This window comes from Rhodococcus sp. P4_F3_2, from assembly GCF_056401335.1.
Genome location: NZ_JBFUJN010000021.1, coordinates 1 through 15,485, shown reverse-complemented (window position 1 = coordinate 15,485; position 15,485 = coordinate 1). Strand labels below are relative to the sequence as shown.

14 protein-coding genes are annotated in these 15,485 nt (G+C 62.6%); 11 read left to right on the top strand and 3 right to left on the bottom strand.

The annotated features are described in order from the left end of the window. Window positions 1-29 precede the first annotated feature (29 nt). The 9 genes from argJ (at window position 30) to AC1DWA_RS21730 (ending at window position 10,831) form a co-directional block, all read left to right on the top strand. Window positions 30-1,241, top strand: coding sequence for a bifunctional glutamate N-acetyltransferase/amino-acid acetyltransferase ArgJ (gene argJ / locus AC1DWA_RS21770; RefSeq protein WP_477846792.1), 1,212 nt, complete (start codon window positions 30-32; stop codon window positions 1,239-1,241). Continuing rightward, on the top strand, window positions 1,238-2,161 hold the full coding sequence (argB, locus tag AC1DWA_RS21765) for an acetylglutamate kinase (RefSeq protein WP_046378618.1): 924 nt from the start codon (window positions 1,238-1,240) through the stop codon (window positions 2,159-2,161). Before argJ ends, argB begins: the two co-directional genes overlap by 4 nt. Further along, window positions 2,158-3,357: an acetylornithine transaminase gene (locus tag AC1DWA_RS21760; protein WP_020969719.1), complete on the top strand. Its 1,200-nt coding sequence runs from the start codon at window positions 2,158-2,160 to the stop codon at window positions 3,355-3,357. Before argB ends, AC1DWA_RS21760 begins: the two co-directional genes overlap by 4 nt. Continuing rightward, window positions 3,354-4,304: an ornithine carbamoyltransferase gene (gene argF, locus AC1DWA_RS21755; RefSeq protein WP_019748605.1), complete on the top strand. Its 951-nt coding sequence runs from the start codon at window positions 3,354-3,356 to the stop codon at window positions 4,302-4,304. The genes AC1DWA_RS21760 and argF overlap by 4 nt, the downstream gene beginning before the upstream one ends. Continuing rightward, entirely contained in the window at window positions 4,301-4,780 is a 480-nt protein-coding gene (locus AC1DWA_RS21750) for an arginine repressor (protein WP_019748604.1), read from the top strand. Before argF ends, AC1DWA_RS21750 begins: the two co-directional genes overlap by 4 nt. 47 nt (window positions 4,781-4,827) lie before the next feature. Next, window positions 4,828-6,027 (top strand): argininosuccinate synthase, encoded by a 1,200-nt coding sequence (locus tag AC1DWA_RS21745; RefSeq protein ID WP_007736221.1) that lies wholly within the window; start codon window positions 4,828-4,830, stop codon window positions 6,025-6,027. Window positions 6,028-6,030: 3 nt separating this feature from the next. Further along, window positions 6,031-7,473, top strand: coding sequence for an argininosuccinate lyase (gene argH, locus AC1DWA_RS21740; RefSeq protein WP_021344365.1), 1,443 nt, complete (start codon window positions 6,031-6,033; stop codon window positions 7,471-7,473). A 130-nt stretch (window positions 7,474-7,603) separates the two neighbouring features. After that, on the top strand, window positions 7,604-10,585 hold the full coding sequence (locus tag AC1DWA_RS21735) for an acyl-CoA synthetase (protein ID WP_477846771.1): 2,982 nt from the start codon (window positions 7,604-7,606) through the stop codon (window positions 10,583-10,585). A 39-nt stretch (window positions 10,586-10,624) separates the two neighbouring features. Beyond that, window positions 10,625-10,831 (top strand): Trm112 family protein, encoded by a 207-nt coding sequence (locus tag AC1DWA_RS21730; protein ID WP_003944045.1) that lies wholly within the window; start codon window positions 10,625-10,627, stop codon window positions 10,829-10,831. Here AC1DWA_RS21730 and AC1DWA_RS21725 read toward each other — a convergent pair. Genes AC1DWA_RS21725 through AC1DWA_RS21715 form a run of 3 tightly spaced genes read right to left on the bottom strand, consistent with a single transcriptional unit; the run spans window position 10,828 to window position 12,922 of the window. Beyond that, window positions 10,828-11,439 (bottom strand): TetR/AcrR family transcriptional regulator, encoded by a 612-nt coding sequence (locus AC1DWA_RS21725; RefSeq protein WP_046378615.1) that lies wholly within the window; start codon window positions 11,437-11,439, stop codon window positions 10,828-10,830. The two genes, AC1DWA_RS21730 and AC1DWA_RS21725, sit on opposite strands and share 4 nt — an antisense overlap. Next, window positions 11,436-12,191: an ABC transporter permease gene (locus tag AC1DWA_RS21720; RefSeq protein WP_046378614.1), complete on the bottom strand. Its 756-nt coding sequence runs from the start codon at window positions 12,189-12,191 to the stop codon at window positions 11,436-11,438. The genes AC1DWA_RS21725 and AC1DWA_RS21720 overlap by 4 nt, the downstream gene beginning before the upstream one ends. Continuing rightward, window positions 12,188-12,922 carry an ABC transporter ATP-binding protein gene (locus tag AC1DWA_RS21715; protein WP_020969718.1) on the bottom strand — a complete coding sequence of 245 codons (735 nt, stop codon included), beginning with the start codon at window positions 12,920-12,922 and terminating at the stop codon, window positions 12,188-12,190. Before AC1DWA_RS21715 ends, AC1DWA_RS21720 begins: the two co-directional genes overlap by 4 nt. 86 nt (window positions 12,923-13,008) lie before the next feature. Between AC1DWA_RS21715 and AC1DWA_RS21710 the strand changes: the two genes are divergently transcribed. Together AC1DWA_RS21710 and tyrS are read left to right on the top strand one after the other, a co-directional pair. Further along, window positions 13,009-13,617 (top strand): DNA-3-methyladenine glycosylase, encoded by a 609-nt coding sequence (locus AC1DWA_RS21710; RefSeq protein ID WP_259121200.1) that lies wholly within the window; start codon window positions 13,009-13,011, stop codon window positions 13,615-13,617. A gap of 19 nt (window positions 13,618-13,636) precedes the next feature. Beyond that, the gene (gene tyrS / locus AC1DWA_RS21705; protein ID WP_020907871.1) at window positions 13,637-14,914 is read left to right on the top strand and encodes a tyrosine--tRNA ligase; all 1,278 of its coding nucleotides are present in this window, start codon (window positions 13,637-13,639) and stop codon (window positions 14,912-14,914) included. Window positions 14,915-15,485 lie beyond the last annotated feature (571 nt).

Here is a 15,485-nt window from a genome sequence, read left to right as displayed (position 1 = left end):
CAACCGAGCCTGACGCGACAGTTGCAGACGTGGTTCACGTCGCCGGGGGACGTCTGCTCCGCACACAGGGCGTTACCGCACCTGCCGGATTCCGCGGTGCCGGAATTGCTGCCGGTATCAAGAAGAGTGGCAAGTCGGACCTCGCATTGGTGCTCAACGAGGGACCCGATCTGGCCGCTGCCGGCGTCTTCACCCTGAACAAGGTCAAGGCTGCTCCGGTGCTGTGGTCTCAGCAGGTCTTGACGACGGGCAAGCTGCGCGCGGTCGTGCTCAACTCGGGCGGCGCAAACGCGTGTACCGGCGCAGGCGGATTCCAGGATGCGCACAAGACTGCCGAGGAAGTTGCCTCGGCACTGAGCAACTGGGGAACCGAGACGGGCGCGATCGAGGTCGCCGTCTGTTCGACCGGCCTGATCGGTGACCGCTTGCCCATGGACAAGCTGATCCCCGGTGTCACCGAGGTAGTGCACGAACTCGCCGGCGGAATCTCCGGCGGTACCGACGCGGCGTACGCGATCATGACCACCGATACCGTGCCGAAGCAGGCGTCGCTGCACCACGCGAACAAGTGGAACGTCGGCGGAATGGCCAAGGGTGCAGGCATGCTCGCGCCCGCACTGGCGACGATGCTGTGCGTCGTCACGACCGATGCTGTCGCAACGGCCGAGCAGCTCGATTCCGCTCTGCGCGCCGCCACCCACCTGAGCTTCGATCGCCTCGACGTCGACGGCGCCACGTCCACCAACGACACGGTGCTCCTGTTGGCCTCCGGCGCCAGCGGTGTCACACCGACCCAGGACGAACTCAACGCCGCGGTCTTCGCAGTGTGCGACGATCTCGCGGATCAGTTGATGGCAGACGCCGAGGGCGTCACCAAGCGGGTCAAGGTGACGGTTCGCGGCGCAGCGTCCGAGTCCGATGCGTTGATCGGCGCCCGCACCATCGCCCGCGACAGCCTGGTCAAGACGGCACTGTTCGGATCCGATCCGAACTGGGGCCGCGTCCTCGCAGCAGTGGGTATCGCTCCCATCGAGCTCGATCCCGATCGAATCAGTGTGTCCTTCAACGGGAGTCCCGTCTGCATCGACGGCGTCGGCGCTCCGGGAGCGCGTGAGGTGGACCTGAGCGGGATCGACATCGAACTCGACATCGACCTGGGAATCGGCAACGAGTCCGTGAGCATTCGCACCACGGACCTCTCGCACGCGTACGTCGAAGAGAACTCGGCGTACTCGTCATGACCGAGACGTATCCCGTGATCAGCGAGCATCAGAAGGCGCATGTCCTCGCCGACGCGCTGCCGTGGCTGCAGCGATTCCGAGACAAGGTGGTCGTGGTCAAGTACGGCGGAAACGCCATGATCGACGAGACACTCAAGACCGCCTTCGCCGCGGACATGGCGTTCCTGCGGACTGTCGGCATCCACCCCGTCGTCGTGCACGGCGGCGGCCCGCAGATCAACGCGATGCTGGCACGCCTTGGCATGAAGGGTGAGTTCCGCGGTGGTTTCCGGGTCACGACGCCCGAGGTGATGGACGTCGTCCGGATGGTGCTCTTCGGTCAGGTGGGCCGTGAACTCGTCGGCCTGATCAACGCGCACGGTCCGTACGCGGTCGGTATCTCCGGTGAAGATGCGCACCTGTTCACCGCTACTCGACGCACTGTTGCGGTCGAGGGGGAGCAGACCGACATCGGCCTGGTCGGAGACGTCACCACCGTGAACCCAGACGCGGTACTCGATCTCATTGCGGCAGGACGCATTCCGGTGGTCTCGACCATCGCGCCCGACGCCGACGGCGTCGTCCACAACATCAACGCCGATACCGCCGCTGCCGCACTGGCCGAGGCGATCGGTGCCGAGAAGCTCGTTGTCCTCACCGACGTCGAAGGCCTGTACACCGATTGGCCGGACCGATCCTCGCTGGCCACCGAAATCGACACCGACGCCCTGGCCCAGTTGTTGCCGAGACTCGATGCCGGCATGGTGCCAAAGATGGAGGCCTGCCTTCGCGCGGTGCGCGGAGGTGTGCCGTCGGCGCACGTGATCGACGGCCGGCTCGAACATTCAGTCCTACTCGAACTTTTCACCGGTGAAGGAATCGGCACGATGGTCGTGCCCGGCTCCTCGGTCGCCGGTCCCCAGCAGGGAGCTACTTCATGAGCACGATCGATCTGCAGCAGCGGTGGTCCGCTTCGCTGATGAACAATTACGGCGTACCCCGGGTTGCTCTCGTCCGCGGTGACGGCGCCGTACTCACCGACGCCGACGGCAAGCAGTACGTCGACTTCCTTGCCGGAATCGCCGTCAACATCCTCGGACACGGACATCCGGCCGTCGTCGAAGCCGTCACTACTCAGTTGTCGACACTCGGCCATGTTTCCAACCTGTACGCCAGCGAGCCGGTCGTCGAGTTGGCGGAGCAGTTGCTCGCTCATCTCGGCAACGTCACCGGGCGCGCGTTCTTCTGCAACTCCGGTACCGAGGCGAACGAGGCTGCCTTCAAGCTCGCTCGCGCCACTGGCCGGAAGAAGATCATCGCGGCCGAGGGCTCTTTCCACGGTCGCACGATGGGGGCACTCGCTCTGACGGGTCAGCCGGCCAAGCGGGCGCCGTTCGAACCGATGCCCGCCGGTGTCGAGTTCGTGCCGTACGGCGATGTCGAGGCACTGGAGCGGGCAGTCGATTCCGACACCGCTGCTGTGTTCCTCGAACCGATCATGGGTGAGGGCGGCGTCGTGGTGCCACCCGAGGGATACCTCGTCGAGGCTCGGCGGATCACCGCCGAACGCGGGGCGCTGCTCGTACTCGACGAAGTTCAGACCGGCATCGGCCGGACCGGCTGGTTCTACGCACATCAGGCAGTCGGCATCGTGCCGGACGTCATCACTCTTGCGAAGGGACTCGGCGGCGGAATGCCGATCGGCGCCTGCATCGCGACCGGAGCAACGGCAGAGTTGTTCGGACCGGGCAAGCACGGTACGACGTTCGGTGGCAATCCGGTGTGCGCTGCGGCGGCGCTTGCCGTGCTGAAAACCATTGCAGCGGAAGACCTGATCTCACGCGCCGACAGCTTGGGCAAATCGATCTCGGCGGGCATCGAAGATCTGGGCCATCCGTTGGTCGACTACGTACGGGGATCAGGACTGTTGCTGGGTGTCGTGCTGACCGAGGACGTCGCGCCGGCGGTGGAGAATGCCGCGCGCGAAGCCGGGTACCTTGTGAATGCAGCGCAACCCGGAGTGATCCGGTTGGCGCCGCCGCTCATCCTCACGGATGAGCAGGCCGAAACCTTCGTGGCAGCACTACCTGCCATCTTCGACAGTGCACTATCGGCTGACCAGCCGGGGGAGAAGTGACTACCGTGGTGAAACACTTTCTCAGGGACGACGATCTGACTCCGGCGCAGCAGGCCGAAGTTCTGGAACTCGCTGCGATTCTCAAGAAGGACCCGTTCGCTCGGCGTCCACTCGAGGGTCCTCGCGGAGTCGGCGTCATCTTCGAGAAGAACTCGACGCGTACACGTTTCTCGTTCGAGATGGGCATCGCGCAGATGGGCGGCCACGCCGTCGTCGTCGACGGGCGTAGTACCCAACTCGGTCGTGAAGAGACGTTGGCGGACACCGGACGCGTACTCTCCCGCTATGTCGACGCCGTCGTGTGGCGCACGTTCGGCCAGAAGCGCTTGGAGCAAATGGCAACGGGTGCAACGATTCCCATCGTCAATGCGTTGTCCGACGAATTTCATCCCTGTCAGGTTCTGGCCGATCTGCAAACGCTGATCGAGCAGAAGGGTGAGCTCAAGGGACTGAAGCTGACCTACCTGGGCGACGGCGCCAACAACATGGCTCACTCGCTGATGCTCGGCGGAGTCACCGCAGGCATCGACGTCACCATCGCAAGTCCCGCGGGCTTCGAACCGGCGGACTGGGTAGTAGCAGCAGCGCGCACACGCGCCGCGGAAACCGGCGCGACCATTACGCTGACGCAGGACCCGCAGGCCGGCGTCGTCGGTGCCGACGCGTTGGTCACCGATACCTGGACCTCGATGGGTCAGGAGAACGACGGGCTCGATCGGGTCGGACCTTTCCGTCCGTTCCAGATCAACAAGGAACTCCTCGCCAAAGCAGATCCGAAGGCTGTCGTCCTGCACTGCCTGCCGGCCCATCGCGGCGAAGAGGTCACCGACGAGGTTCTCGACGGACCTCAGAGTGTCGTCTGGGACGAGGCGGAGAACCGTCTGCACGCCCAGAAGGCGTTGCTCGTGTGGCTGCTGGAACAGCGAACCCAACTGGACCAGGCGTGAGCGTCGCTCCCACTCGGGCCGGTCGCCAGTCGCGCATCATCGCGCTGCTGGCGGCGCACCCCGTCCGAAGTCAGACGGAATTGGCGGCGTTGCTCGGTGCCGAGGGCATCGAAGCGACGCAGGCCACCCTCTCGCGTGACCTCGAAGAGCTGGGAGCGGTGAAACTGCGTGCCGCCGACGGCGGCGCCGGTGTTTACGTGGTGCCGGAGGACGGGAACCCGGTACGCGGTGTGTCCGGCGGTACCGACCGCCTCTCACGGCTGTTGGGTGAGCTGTTGGTCTCCACCGATTTCAGCGGCAACATGGCGGTTCTCCGGACACCGCCGGGAGCCGCGCACTACCTCGCGAGCGCACTGGATCGGTCCTCGATGCCCGACATCGTGGGAACGATCGCCGGAGATGACACCATCTTCGTGGTGGCCCGAGAACCGCTTTCCGGAGCGGAACTCGCGGCCATGATCGAATCGCTCGCCTGACCCCTTATTCTTTGATAGAGATTTTCAACCGAAGGAGCACAAAAACCATGGCCGATCGCGTCGTACTCGCCTACTCGGGCGGGCTGGACACTTCTGTTGCCATCAGTTGGATCGGTAAGGAGACCGGCGCTGAAGTTGTCGCCGTCGCCATCGATCTGGGGCAGGGTGGCGAGGACATGGAGGTCGTGCGTCAGCGCGCGATCGACTGCGGCGCAGTCGAATCCGTTGTCGTCGACGCCCGCGACGAGTTCGCGGACGAGTACTGCCTGCCGACCATTGCGGCCAACGCCCTCTACATGGACCGCTACCCGCTGGTCTCGGCCATCAGCCGTCCGCTGATCGTCAAGCACATCGTGGAAGCTGCACGCTCGCACGGCGGCACCATCGTCTCGCACGGTTGCACCGGTAAGGGCAACGACCAGGTTCGCTTCGAGGTCGGATTCGGCGCCCTCGCGCCCGACCTTCAGGTCATCGCACCGGTCCGCGACTACGCCTGGACCCGCGAGAAGGCCATCGCCTTCGCCGAAGAGAACAACATCCCGATCAACGTCTCCAAGAAGTCGCCGTTCTCGATCGACCAGAACGTCTGGGGCCGCGCCGTCGAAACCGGCTTCCTCGAGGATCTGTGGAACGCACCGACGAAGGACGTCTACGACTACACCCAGGACCCGACGGTCAACTGGAACGCGCCCGACGAGCTCATCATCAGCTTCGACAAGGGTCGCCCGGTTGCCATCGACGGCCGCCCCGTGTCGGTTCTCGAAGCCATCCAGGAACTGAACAAGCGCGCAGGCGCTCAGGGTGTCGGTCGCCTCGACGTCGTCGAGGACCGTCTCGTGGGCATCAAGAGCCGTGAGATCTACGAAGCTCCCGGAGCCATGGTTCTCATCACCGCGCACCAGGAACTCGAGCACGTCACCCTCGAACGCGAACTCGGTCGCTACAAGCGTCAGATGGAGCAGCGTTGGTCCGAGCTGGTCTACGACGGCCTCTGGTTCTCGCCCCTCAAGGACGCACTGGATACGTTCGTCAACAAGACGCAGGAGCGCGTCACCGGCGACATTCGTCTCTTCCTGCACGGTGGAGCCATCACCGTCAACGGTCGTCGTAGCCCCGAGTCGCTCTACGACTTCAACCTCGCGACGTACGACGAGGGCGACAGCTTCGACCAGTCCGCATCGAAGGGCTTCGTCGAGATCCACGGTCTGTCGTCGAAGGTCGCCGCGAAGCGCGATCTGGGACTCTGAGCCATGACGGCTCACGGTGACGGAGACGCTCAGAAACACGGCACCAACGAAGGCGCGCTGTGGGGCGGACGGTTCGAGTCCGGACCGGCCGCTGCCATGGCGGCGCTGAGCAAGTCGACTCACTTCGACTGGGTCCTCGCTCCGTACGACGTGCGGGCGTCGCAGGCGCATGCTCGCGTACTGAACAAGGCAGGCCTGCTCAGCGAGGCCGACCTCGCGACAATGCTCGACGGTCTCGACCGTCTGGCGGCAGATGTTGACAGTGGCGCCTTCGGACCGAGTGATTCGGACGAGGACGTACACGGCGCACTCGAACGCGGTCTGATCGAGCGTGTCGGGCCTGAGGTCGGCGGACGCCTGCGTGCTGGTCGTTCGCGAAACGACCAGGTGGCCACGCTGTTCCGAATGTGGCTTCGGGATGCGGTTCGCCGCATCTCCACCGGCGTTCTCGACGTGGTCGACGCATTGGCGACTCAGGCCGGGGCTCACCCGGATGCCGTGATGCCGGGCAAGACGCACCTGCAGGCTGCTCAACCGGTCTTGTTGGCACATCACCTGCTCGCCCATGCGCATCCGCTGTTGCGCGACGTGCAACGTCTTCGCGACTTCGACGTACGAGCTGCGGTGTCCCCGTACGGTTCCGGTGCACTCGCCGGTTCCTCGCTCGGTCTCGACCCCGAAGCCATTGCAGCGGAATTGAAGTTCGACAGCTCGGCCGAGAACTCGATCGACGCAACCGCTTCGCGTGATTTTGCGGCCGAGGCAGCGTTCGTGCTTGCGATGATCGGTGTCGATCTCTCACGCATGGCGGAAGAGATCATCATCTGGAGCACACCGGAATTCGGTTACATCACGCTTGCCGACGCGTGGTCGACAGGTTCGTCGATCATGCCGCAGAAGAAGAATCCGGATGTCTCGGAACTCACGCGCGGTAAGTCTGGTCGTTTGATCGGTAACCTCACCGGCCTGCTGGCGACGCTCAAGGCTCAGCCGCTGGCGTACAACCGCGATCTGCAAGAGGACAAGGAACCGGTCTTCGACTCGGTTGCGCAGCTGGAGATGTTGCTCCCGGCCATCACCGGCCTGGTGCAGACTCTCGAGTTCCACACCGCGCGTATGGCGGAACTTGCTCCGGCAGGGTTCACGTTGGCCACCGACATCGCGGAGTGGATGGTGCGCCAGGGCGTGCCGTTCCGGGTTGCACACGAGGCTGCTGGAGCGTGTGTGCGTGTCGCCGAAGCGCGAGGCGTCGGACTCGAAGATCTCACGGACGAGGAACTGGCCGGCGTCGACAGCGCGCTGACACCCGCTGTTCGTGAGGTGCTGACAGTCGAGGGTTCCATCGCTTCGCGTAATGCGCGAGGCGGCACCGCGGGGGTGCGGGTAGCAGAACAGTTGGACGGAGTCCGAGCAGTGGCCCAGTCGCTGCGGGAATGGACCCTCTGACCTTGCGGTCACGAGTGTTTCCTCGAGCAGAATTTGCTCCCTGACCGCGTACGCGTATTCGTCGTCAGTAGGCTTGTTGCGCGCGGGAAAAATGAGACTGACGTCACATGGTGAGTAACTTGGGAGTGAAATGGTGGGATTGAATTCCAAGTCTGTGCTGGGCCCGATTCGTCGGGTGGTTGCGACAGCACAAAACGGCCTCGAGGTCGTCCGGTTGGGTGGGCTGGAAACGGATGCGACCACGTCGCCGTTCGAGATCGTCGAGCGCGCAGCGATGTACCGGCTTCGCCGCTACTTCCCGGACAGCGATCCGGAAACCGTCGGTGCACCGATCGTGCTGATCCCGCCGATGATGATGTCGGCGAACGTGTACGACGTGACCCGCGACCAGGGTGCTGTGGGAATTCTGCACGAGATGGGCCTGGACCCCTGGGTAGTCGATTTTGGTTCGCCCGACTCCGAAGAGGGCGGTTGGGATCGCAATCTCGCCGATCACATCATCGCTCTCAGTGACATCATCGACCACATCCACCGTCACACCGGTAAAGATGTTCACATCTCCGGCTATTCGCAGGGCGGCATGTTCGCCTATCAAGCTGCCGCGTATCGGCGTAGTCGAAACATCGCCAGCGTCATCACCTTCGGCAGTCCGGTCGACACACTCGCCGCGTTGCCCTTCGGTATCCCGGCCGGATTGGCCACCAAGGGTGCGGATTTCCTCGCCGATCACGTCTTCAATCGCCTGGCGGTCACCGGGTGGATGGCTCGCACCGGGTTCCAGTTGCTCGATCCCGTGAAGACGTTGAAGATGCGCGTCGACTTCCTGCTTCAACTGCACGACCGTGAGGCTTTGCTGCCGAGGGAGCAGCAGCGACGCTTCCTCGCGACCGAGGGTTGGGTCGCGTGGTCCGGGCCCGCGGTTGCCGAACTGCTCAAGCAGTTCATCGTGCACAACCGAATGATGACCGGTGGTTTTGTCATCAAGGATCAATTGGTCTCGCTCGCCGAGATCACCTGCCCCATCCTGGCATTCGTCGGCGAGGTCGACGACATCGGTCAACCTCAGGCGGTTCGCGGGATCAGCCAGGCAGCGCCGCGGGCCAAGGTCTACGAATCTACCTTGCGCGCAGGTCATTTCGGATTGGTTGTCGGTTCCACCGCAGCCAATCACACCTGGCCGACCACCGGTGAATTCGTGCAGTGGACCGAGACGGGTGGACCCCTCCCGGACCGTATCGCGAACATGGTCTACGGCGCCGACCTCGAAGACCAGACCGGTGTGTCGATCAGCAATCGGATCATCCACACCGTCGCCTCGGTCGCTGAAGTAGGTGCAGGAGTCACCAAAGGAATCAGTGACCTTGCAGCCGGTGCGTTGCGCGGGACTTTCGAATTGTCCGGTGAAGCGGCACGCGCGTTGCCACGTCTTGCGCGACTCAACCAAATTCAGCCGCACACCAAGATCTCGCTGAGTCAATTGCTCGCGGAGCAGCGTCGAAAAGCACCGAACGGCGAGTGCTTCCTCTTCGACAATCGTGTGCACACCTACGAAGCGGTCAACGCCCGCATCGACAATGTCGTGCGTGGATTGATTTCCGTGGGAGTGCGTCCGGCAGCGCACGTCGGTGTCCTGATGGAGACCCGCCCCAGCGCGCTCGCGGCCATCGCGGCCCTGTCGCGCCTTGGTGCCGTTGCCGTCATGCTTCCGCCGGGGTCCGACATCTCGGCGGCGGTCAAGCTGGGATCGGTTGATCGGATCATCACCGATCCGGAGAACGTCGACGCTGCGGTGGTTACCGGTAGGCCGGTCTTGGTACTCGGCGGCGGCGATGCCCGCGGACTCGAGGTGGATCCGTCACACGACGTGATCGATCTCGAACAAATCGATCCGACGAAGGTCAATCTGCCCGGTTGGTACCGGCCGGATCCCGGCGTCGCCCGTGAACTCGCATTCATCATCTTTGCGGAATCGGGCGGTGTGCTCGAAGCCAAGCAGATCACCAACTACCGGTGGGCACTGTCGGCCTTCGGAACGGCCACGGCGGCAGATCTCGATCGCGGTGACACCGTGTACTGCCTTGCACCACTCCATCATTCGTCGAGTCTGCTCGCGACCATCGGTGGCGCTATGGCCGGTGGCTCACGGATTGCGCTCTCACGCGGACTGAATCCGGCTCGATTCGTCGAGGAAATCCACCGCTACGGTGTGACCGTCGTGAGTTACACGTGGTCGATGATGCGCGAGATCCTCGACGAGGATCTTCTTCTCATCGACGGTAGCCATCCGGTCCGACTGTTCATCGGTTCGGGAATGCCCCACGGGCTGTGGAAGCGGACCACGGAGGCGTTCGACCCCGCGCAGGTGCTCGAGTTCTATGCGTCGACCGAAGGTGACGTGATTCTTGCCAATGTCGCGGGCTCCAAAGTTGGTTCCAAGGGCCGCCCGTTGCCGGGTAGCGCGCAGGTGCGGTTGGCGGCATACGACCCGCTGAGTGGTCGGCTCCTCGAAAATGGAAACGGATTTGTCCGTGAGTGCGCCGAAGACGAAGTCGGGTTGCTACTCGGGCGCGCGGGATTCACTGCCGATCTCTCGGGCGGAGCCATGCGGGGACTCTTCCAAGCGGGTGATTCGTGGATTCCCACGGAGAATCTCTTCCGCCGGGACGCCGAGGGCGACTACTGGCTGATCGATCACAAGAACACGGTCATTTCGACGCTCCGCGGTCCCGTGTTCACCCAGCCGATCGTCGACGCGTTGTCGAGTGTGGCGCGGGTGGATCTTGCCGTCGCATACGGCGTCGGTGACGCGCCACATCAGCTGGCGGTCGCTGCCGTGACATGGCGTCCGGGGCGGCAGTTCCGTTCCGCCGAGCTTGCGGAGGCTCTCTCGCGCATCGCTTTTGATGCGCGCCCGGATATCGTGCACGTGGTTGACGAGATCCCGGTGGGTTCGTCGTACCGTCCGAGTTCCACTGCATTAGCTGCGGCCGGATTGCCGGCGCCAGGACCACGGACCTGGTTCCTCGATTCCGAGACGCAGTCGTACAAGCGGCTGACTAAGGCAATTGCCGCGCAGTTGATGCCGACGAGGGTGGGCACCGGAGCACGGTAGCCTGAGGACATTCTGTTTGATCGGTTCGAGAGGACTCACGTGGCTATTGATTCGACGTTGCTCAGCATTTTGGCCTGCCCCCAGGACAAAGGCCCGCTGTTGCTGGTCGGGGACGAGTTGCTCTACAACCCGCGCCTGCGGCGTGCATACCCGATCGAGAACGGCATTCCCGTTCTGTTGATCGACGAAGCACGCGATGTGGCGGACGACGAGCACGAGAAGTTGCTCGCGCGGGCTGAAGGCTAGATCGGTAATTCACCGGTCAGGTACCGCTGGAGGTTCGGAGCCACCAGCGGTACCAACGCGTCAACGCTCAATGATGCGAGTGGTTCGAGTCCGAGCACATATCGCGTGACCAGCAGGCCGGCCATCTGAGATGCCACCAATTCCGCTCTGATCAAGCCGGTACCAGGTGGTGTGTCCACCCGCGGAATGATGTCGCGCAATACGACATCGAGCAGAAAGCTCTGGATCAGCTGCGATCCGTCGCCGGAAACCGCCGATCGAAAAGCCGCCAGAATCGCCGGCTGGTGTTCCGATTCCCACAGCCCGATCACTGCTCTGAGTAGATTTTCGCCGAGATTTTCGGTCGGAGAGGCGTGAACCGGTCCCAATACCTGGACTGGATCGATCGGTAGCGCGATCGCAGCGGTGAACAACTGCTCCTTGCTTCCGAAATGATGATGAATCATGGCCGGATCGACGTCAGCGGCCGCAGCTATCGATCGAACGGTTGTTCGTCGAAAACCGTTCTGGGAGAACGCCCGTCGCGCCGAATCGAGGATCTGCGCGCGAGTCTCCGACTTGCCCGGTCGTCGCCCCGAACGTGCGGGCGCCGTGTCGTTGTCGGTCATGGAGTGCGGCGATCGAGTGTTGCCGCGGCCAGCGAGAGTGCTGCGGCGGCGAAGCCCGCCATGACGGCGAGATCACGCCACATCTGACCCGTCGCGTCGGCATGCATCGATACCTGTTGAAGTGCGTCGACGGCGTAGCTCAAGGGGAGGACGTTGCTGATCCATTCGAGCCAGGTCGGCAATTGGTCGCGGGGCACGAGGAGTCCGCAGAGGAACAGTTGGGGGACCACAACTACCGGCATGAACTGCACCGCTTGGAACTCGGTCTTCGCGAATGCGCTGGCCAACAGGCCGAGCGCAACGCCGAGTATTGCGCCGAGAACTGCAATGACGATGACCCAGGCAAGACTGCCGGCGATGGTGAGTCCGAGAAATCCGAAAGCAACCGCGCACGCGAGAGCCGCCTGAGCGGCGGCCGAGAGCGAAAATGCCGCGCCGTATCCCGCCAGAAGATCGAGTTTGCCCATCGGTGTGGTGAGCAGGCGTTCGAGTGTTCCTGAACTGCGTTCGCGCTGCATGGCGATGGACGTGACCAGGAACATGACCACAAACGGCAAGATTCCCAGCATGGTGATCGCCACCCGTTGGAACAGTGAAACCTGGCCGGGCGGCGTGGGTACGTCTTGGTAGAGGAAATACAGCAAAATCATCAACAACGACGGGACCAACAAGATCATGGCCACCGTGCGACGGTCCTGGCGGAGCTGAAGCAGAATGCGTACGGTCGTAGCACCGAAGATCCTGATGCTCATGATATTTCGCCTCCGACGGGTGAAGTCCGAATCAGCTCGAGGAAGGCGTCCTCGAGGCGTTCACATCTGGTTTTGGCGCGCAATTCATCGGGTGTGAGTTGAGCGAGGAGATGCCCGTCTCGCATCAGGATCAGTTCAGCGCAGTGGTCGGCCTCATCCATGACGTGGCTGGAGACCAACAGGGTGGTTCCGCTGCGAGCAAGGTCGGCAAATCGTTCCCACAATTCGACACGAAGCACCGGATCGAGACCAACGGTCGGTTCGTCGAGGATCAACACATCAGGTGATGCCACCAACGCGCATGCCAGCGAGACTCGACCGCGTTGACCTCCGGACAGATCGGCGGCGGTCCGGTCGGCGTATCGGCTCAATCCGACGGCGTCGACCGCTGCTGCGACGTCTGCGCCGGACTTGCCGTACAGAGCGCCGAAGTACTGGACGTTTCGAGTGACCGTCAGGTCGCCGTACACGCTGGGGGATTGGGTGACGTATCCGACCCGGCGGCGAAGGGCAACGGACCCCGCGAGGTCGCCCAGGACTCTGACCTCACCACTTTCGACGATCTGGGTTCCGACTATCGCGCGCATCAGGGTTGTCTTGCCGCAGCCGGACGGGCCGAGCAGTCCGGTGATCGATCCTGCCGAAACCTGCAGGTCGAGTGAGTGAAGAACTTCGTGCTTGCCGCGAATGACTCGTAGTCCGCGGATGTCTATTGCCGGCGTGGTGGTCACGGTTCGCCTCATTTCAATAATTCATCACTTGTTGAATTATGCGACTCGGCCGACCGATGAGTCAACGGCGTGGGCACAATCGAAGGGTGAGTATCGAGACCTTGGAAAATGTGAAGAACCCGTTGGAAGCGGGCCTGACAATTCTCGGCTCGACCCTGATCGTCGACGACATCTCGCTGAGGATTGTCGAGGTCGAGGCGTACGGAGGGGAGAAGGACGGGCCCTGGCCAGATCCGGCAGCACATTCGTATCGGGGGCAAACGCCGCGGAACAGCGTGATGTTCGGGCGGGCGGGCCGTCTCTACGTCTACCGCAGCTACGGAATGCACTTTTGTATGAACATCTCGTACGGCCCGGATGGTGTCGCAGGTGGTGTTCTGCTCCGAGCGGCCGAAATCGAGGCCGGTCACGATGTGGTGTCTGCTCGGAGATCGCCGGATCGACCATCTCACCAATGGGCCAGAGGGCCAGGTAATCTCGGCGCTTCCGTTGCAATCACGTTGGCGGACAACGGAACAGACGTGTTCAACCCTGCTTCGCGGATTCGGCTCGAATTGGGGGAGTCGAAGGAGTGGGTCAGTGGACCGCGGGTGGGGGTCAGTACTGCTGCCGAGGTCCCGTGGCGCCTCTGGATTCCGGACTCGCGAGCGGTGTCCGCGTACCGCCGAAGCCCGCGAGCGCCGGTCATTTCGTGAAGATGGGATGATCGAGTCCGTGACTGAGAATATTCTCGACGAACTGACCTGGCGTGGGCTGATCGCCCAATCAACTGATCTCGACGCTTTGCGTAAAGATCTCGAGGCCGGACCGGTCACGTTGTATGCGGGCTTCGACCCGACCGGACCGAGCCTGCACGCAGGTCACCTGGTTCCTCTCCTCGCGCTCAAGCGGTTTCAGCGTGCCGGTAACCGTCCGATCGTCCTTGCCGGCGGCGCAACAGGCCTGATCGGTGATCCCCGTGACGTCGGGGAACGGACGATGAACTCCGCCGATACCGTTGCGGACTGGGCAGGTCGCATCCGTGGTCAGCTCGAACGATTCGTGGATTTCGACGATTCACCGACGAGTGCGGTCATCGAGAACAACATGAACTGGACCGGCAAGATGTCGGCCATCGACTTCCTGCGTGATGTCGGCAAACACTTCTCCGTGAACGTCATGCTTGCGCGTGACACCGTGAAGCGTCGTCTCGAGTCGGACGGGATGTCGTACACCGAGTTCAGCTACATGCTGCTCCAAGCCAACGACTACCTGCACTTGCGACGCGATCTCGGCTGCACTCTGCAGGTCGGTGGGTCCGATCAGTGGGGCAACATCATCGCGGGCGTCGAACTCAACCGTCGTGTCGACGGCGAGAGTGTTCACGCAATGACCGTTCCGCTGGTGACCTCGGCTGATGGGAAGAAGTTCGGAAAGTCGACCGGTGGCGGAAGCTTGTGGCTCGACCCCGAGATGACCAGCCCGTACGCGTGGTACCAGTACTTCGTGAACACCGGCGACGCCGACGTGATCAAGTACCTGCGCTGGTTCACGTTCCTGACCGCAGACGAACTCGCGGAGTTGGAGACTGCAACAGCGGAGCGTCCGCATGCGCGCGAAGCGCAGAAGCGATTGGCCGCCGAGATGACGACCTTGGTTCACGGAGAACACAACACTCGCGCCGTCGAGCTCGCCAGCCAGGCGTTGTTCGGCAAGGCGGAATTGGCGGAACTCGACGAGTCGACGCTCGCCGCGGCGCTGAAGGAAGCATCTGTCAGCGAATTGGCGCCGGGGGAGCCGCGCACGATCATCGATCTGCTTGTGACGAGCGGTTTGTGTGAGAGCAAAGGAGCTGCTCGACGCGCAGTGAAGGAAGGCGGCGCTTCGGTGAACAACCAGAAGGTGTCGGCCGACGACTGGGAGCCCGCCGCATCCGATCTGCTTCACGGCAGCTGGTTGGTCGTCCGGCGCGGAAAGCGCAATTTCGCCGGCGTGAAAATACTTTCGAACTGACGTGTGTGGGGTCACAGTTGTCTCGCGGGGCTCCTGTGGCCGTTGGTGGCCCGCCTGCGGGCGGGCTACCAGCGGATTTAACCTGGCGAACACCTGCGACCTGCACGTTTGACGCTCAGTTTTCATTCGCGTAACTTTGTCCAAGTCAGAGCGACACGGACACCAACCCCGACCGAGAGGCCGGGGACACGCGGTTGGACGGAGTCGGAGACATTCACGCTCAACGGGAACTTGCTTCCTGGGAGCGAACAAGCTAAGATTGTAACCCTTGCCCCGGAGCTTTCAACCAGTTTGAAGCGATGGAGTGTGCGTGTTCTTTGAGAACTCAACAGTGTGTCGATGAATGTCAGTGCCAAATATTTTTTGGTACTTCACATCCGCGAATGATCAACCGCCTCTTGGGGTTTGGTTGGTTTGTGTGTGGTGTGAGTATTTTTCGTCGGTGATTGTTCATTCTTCCGTCTGAATGGTTGCCGACACATTTTTTGCTAGTTGAGTTTTTTTGCTAGTGATTTGACTCTTTTTGTCTATGACTGATTAGCAGTTTCGGCTGTGAAATCTAGAGTCTTCA

What these genes read in the sequence shown, in the direction of transcription:
- AC1DWA_RS21720 (WP_046378614.1), bottom strand. Translation starts at nt 12,191, where the DNA reads ATGAGCATCAGGATCTTCGGTGCTACGACCGTACGCATTCTGCTTCAG.
- AC1DWA_RS21760 (WP_020969719.1), top strand. Translation starts at nt 2,158, where the DNA reads ATGAGCACGATCGATCTGCAGCAGCGGTGGTCCGCTTCGCTGATGAAC.
- argB (WP_046378618.1), top strand. Translation starts at nt 1,238, where the DNA reads ATGACCGAGACGTATCCCGTGATCAGCGAGCATCAGAAGGCGCATGTC.
- AC1DWA_RS21745 (WP_007736221.1), top strand. Translation starts at nt 4,828, where the DNA reads ATGGCCGATCGCGTCGTACTCGCCTACTCGGGCGGGCTGGACACTTCT.
- AC1DWA_RS21735 (WP_477846771.1), top strand. Translation starts at nt 7,604, where the DNA reads ATGGTGGGATTGAATTCCAAGTCTGTGCTGGGCCCGATTCGTCGGGTG.
- argH (WP_021344365.1), top strand. Translation starts at nt 6,031, where the DNA reads ATGACGGCTCACGGTGACGGAGACGCTCAGAAACACGGCACCAACGAA.
- AC1DWA_RS21725 (WP_046378615.1), bottom strand. Translation starts at nt 11,439, where the DNA reads ATGACCGACAACGACACGGCGCCCGCACGTTCGGGGCGACGACCGGGC.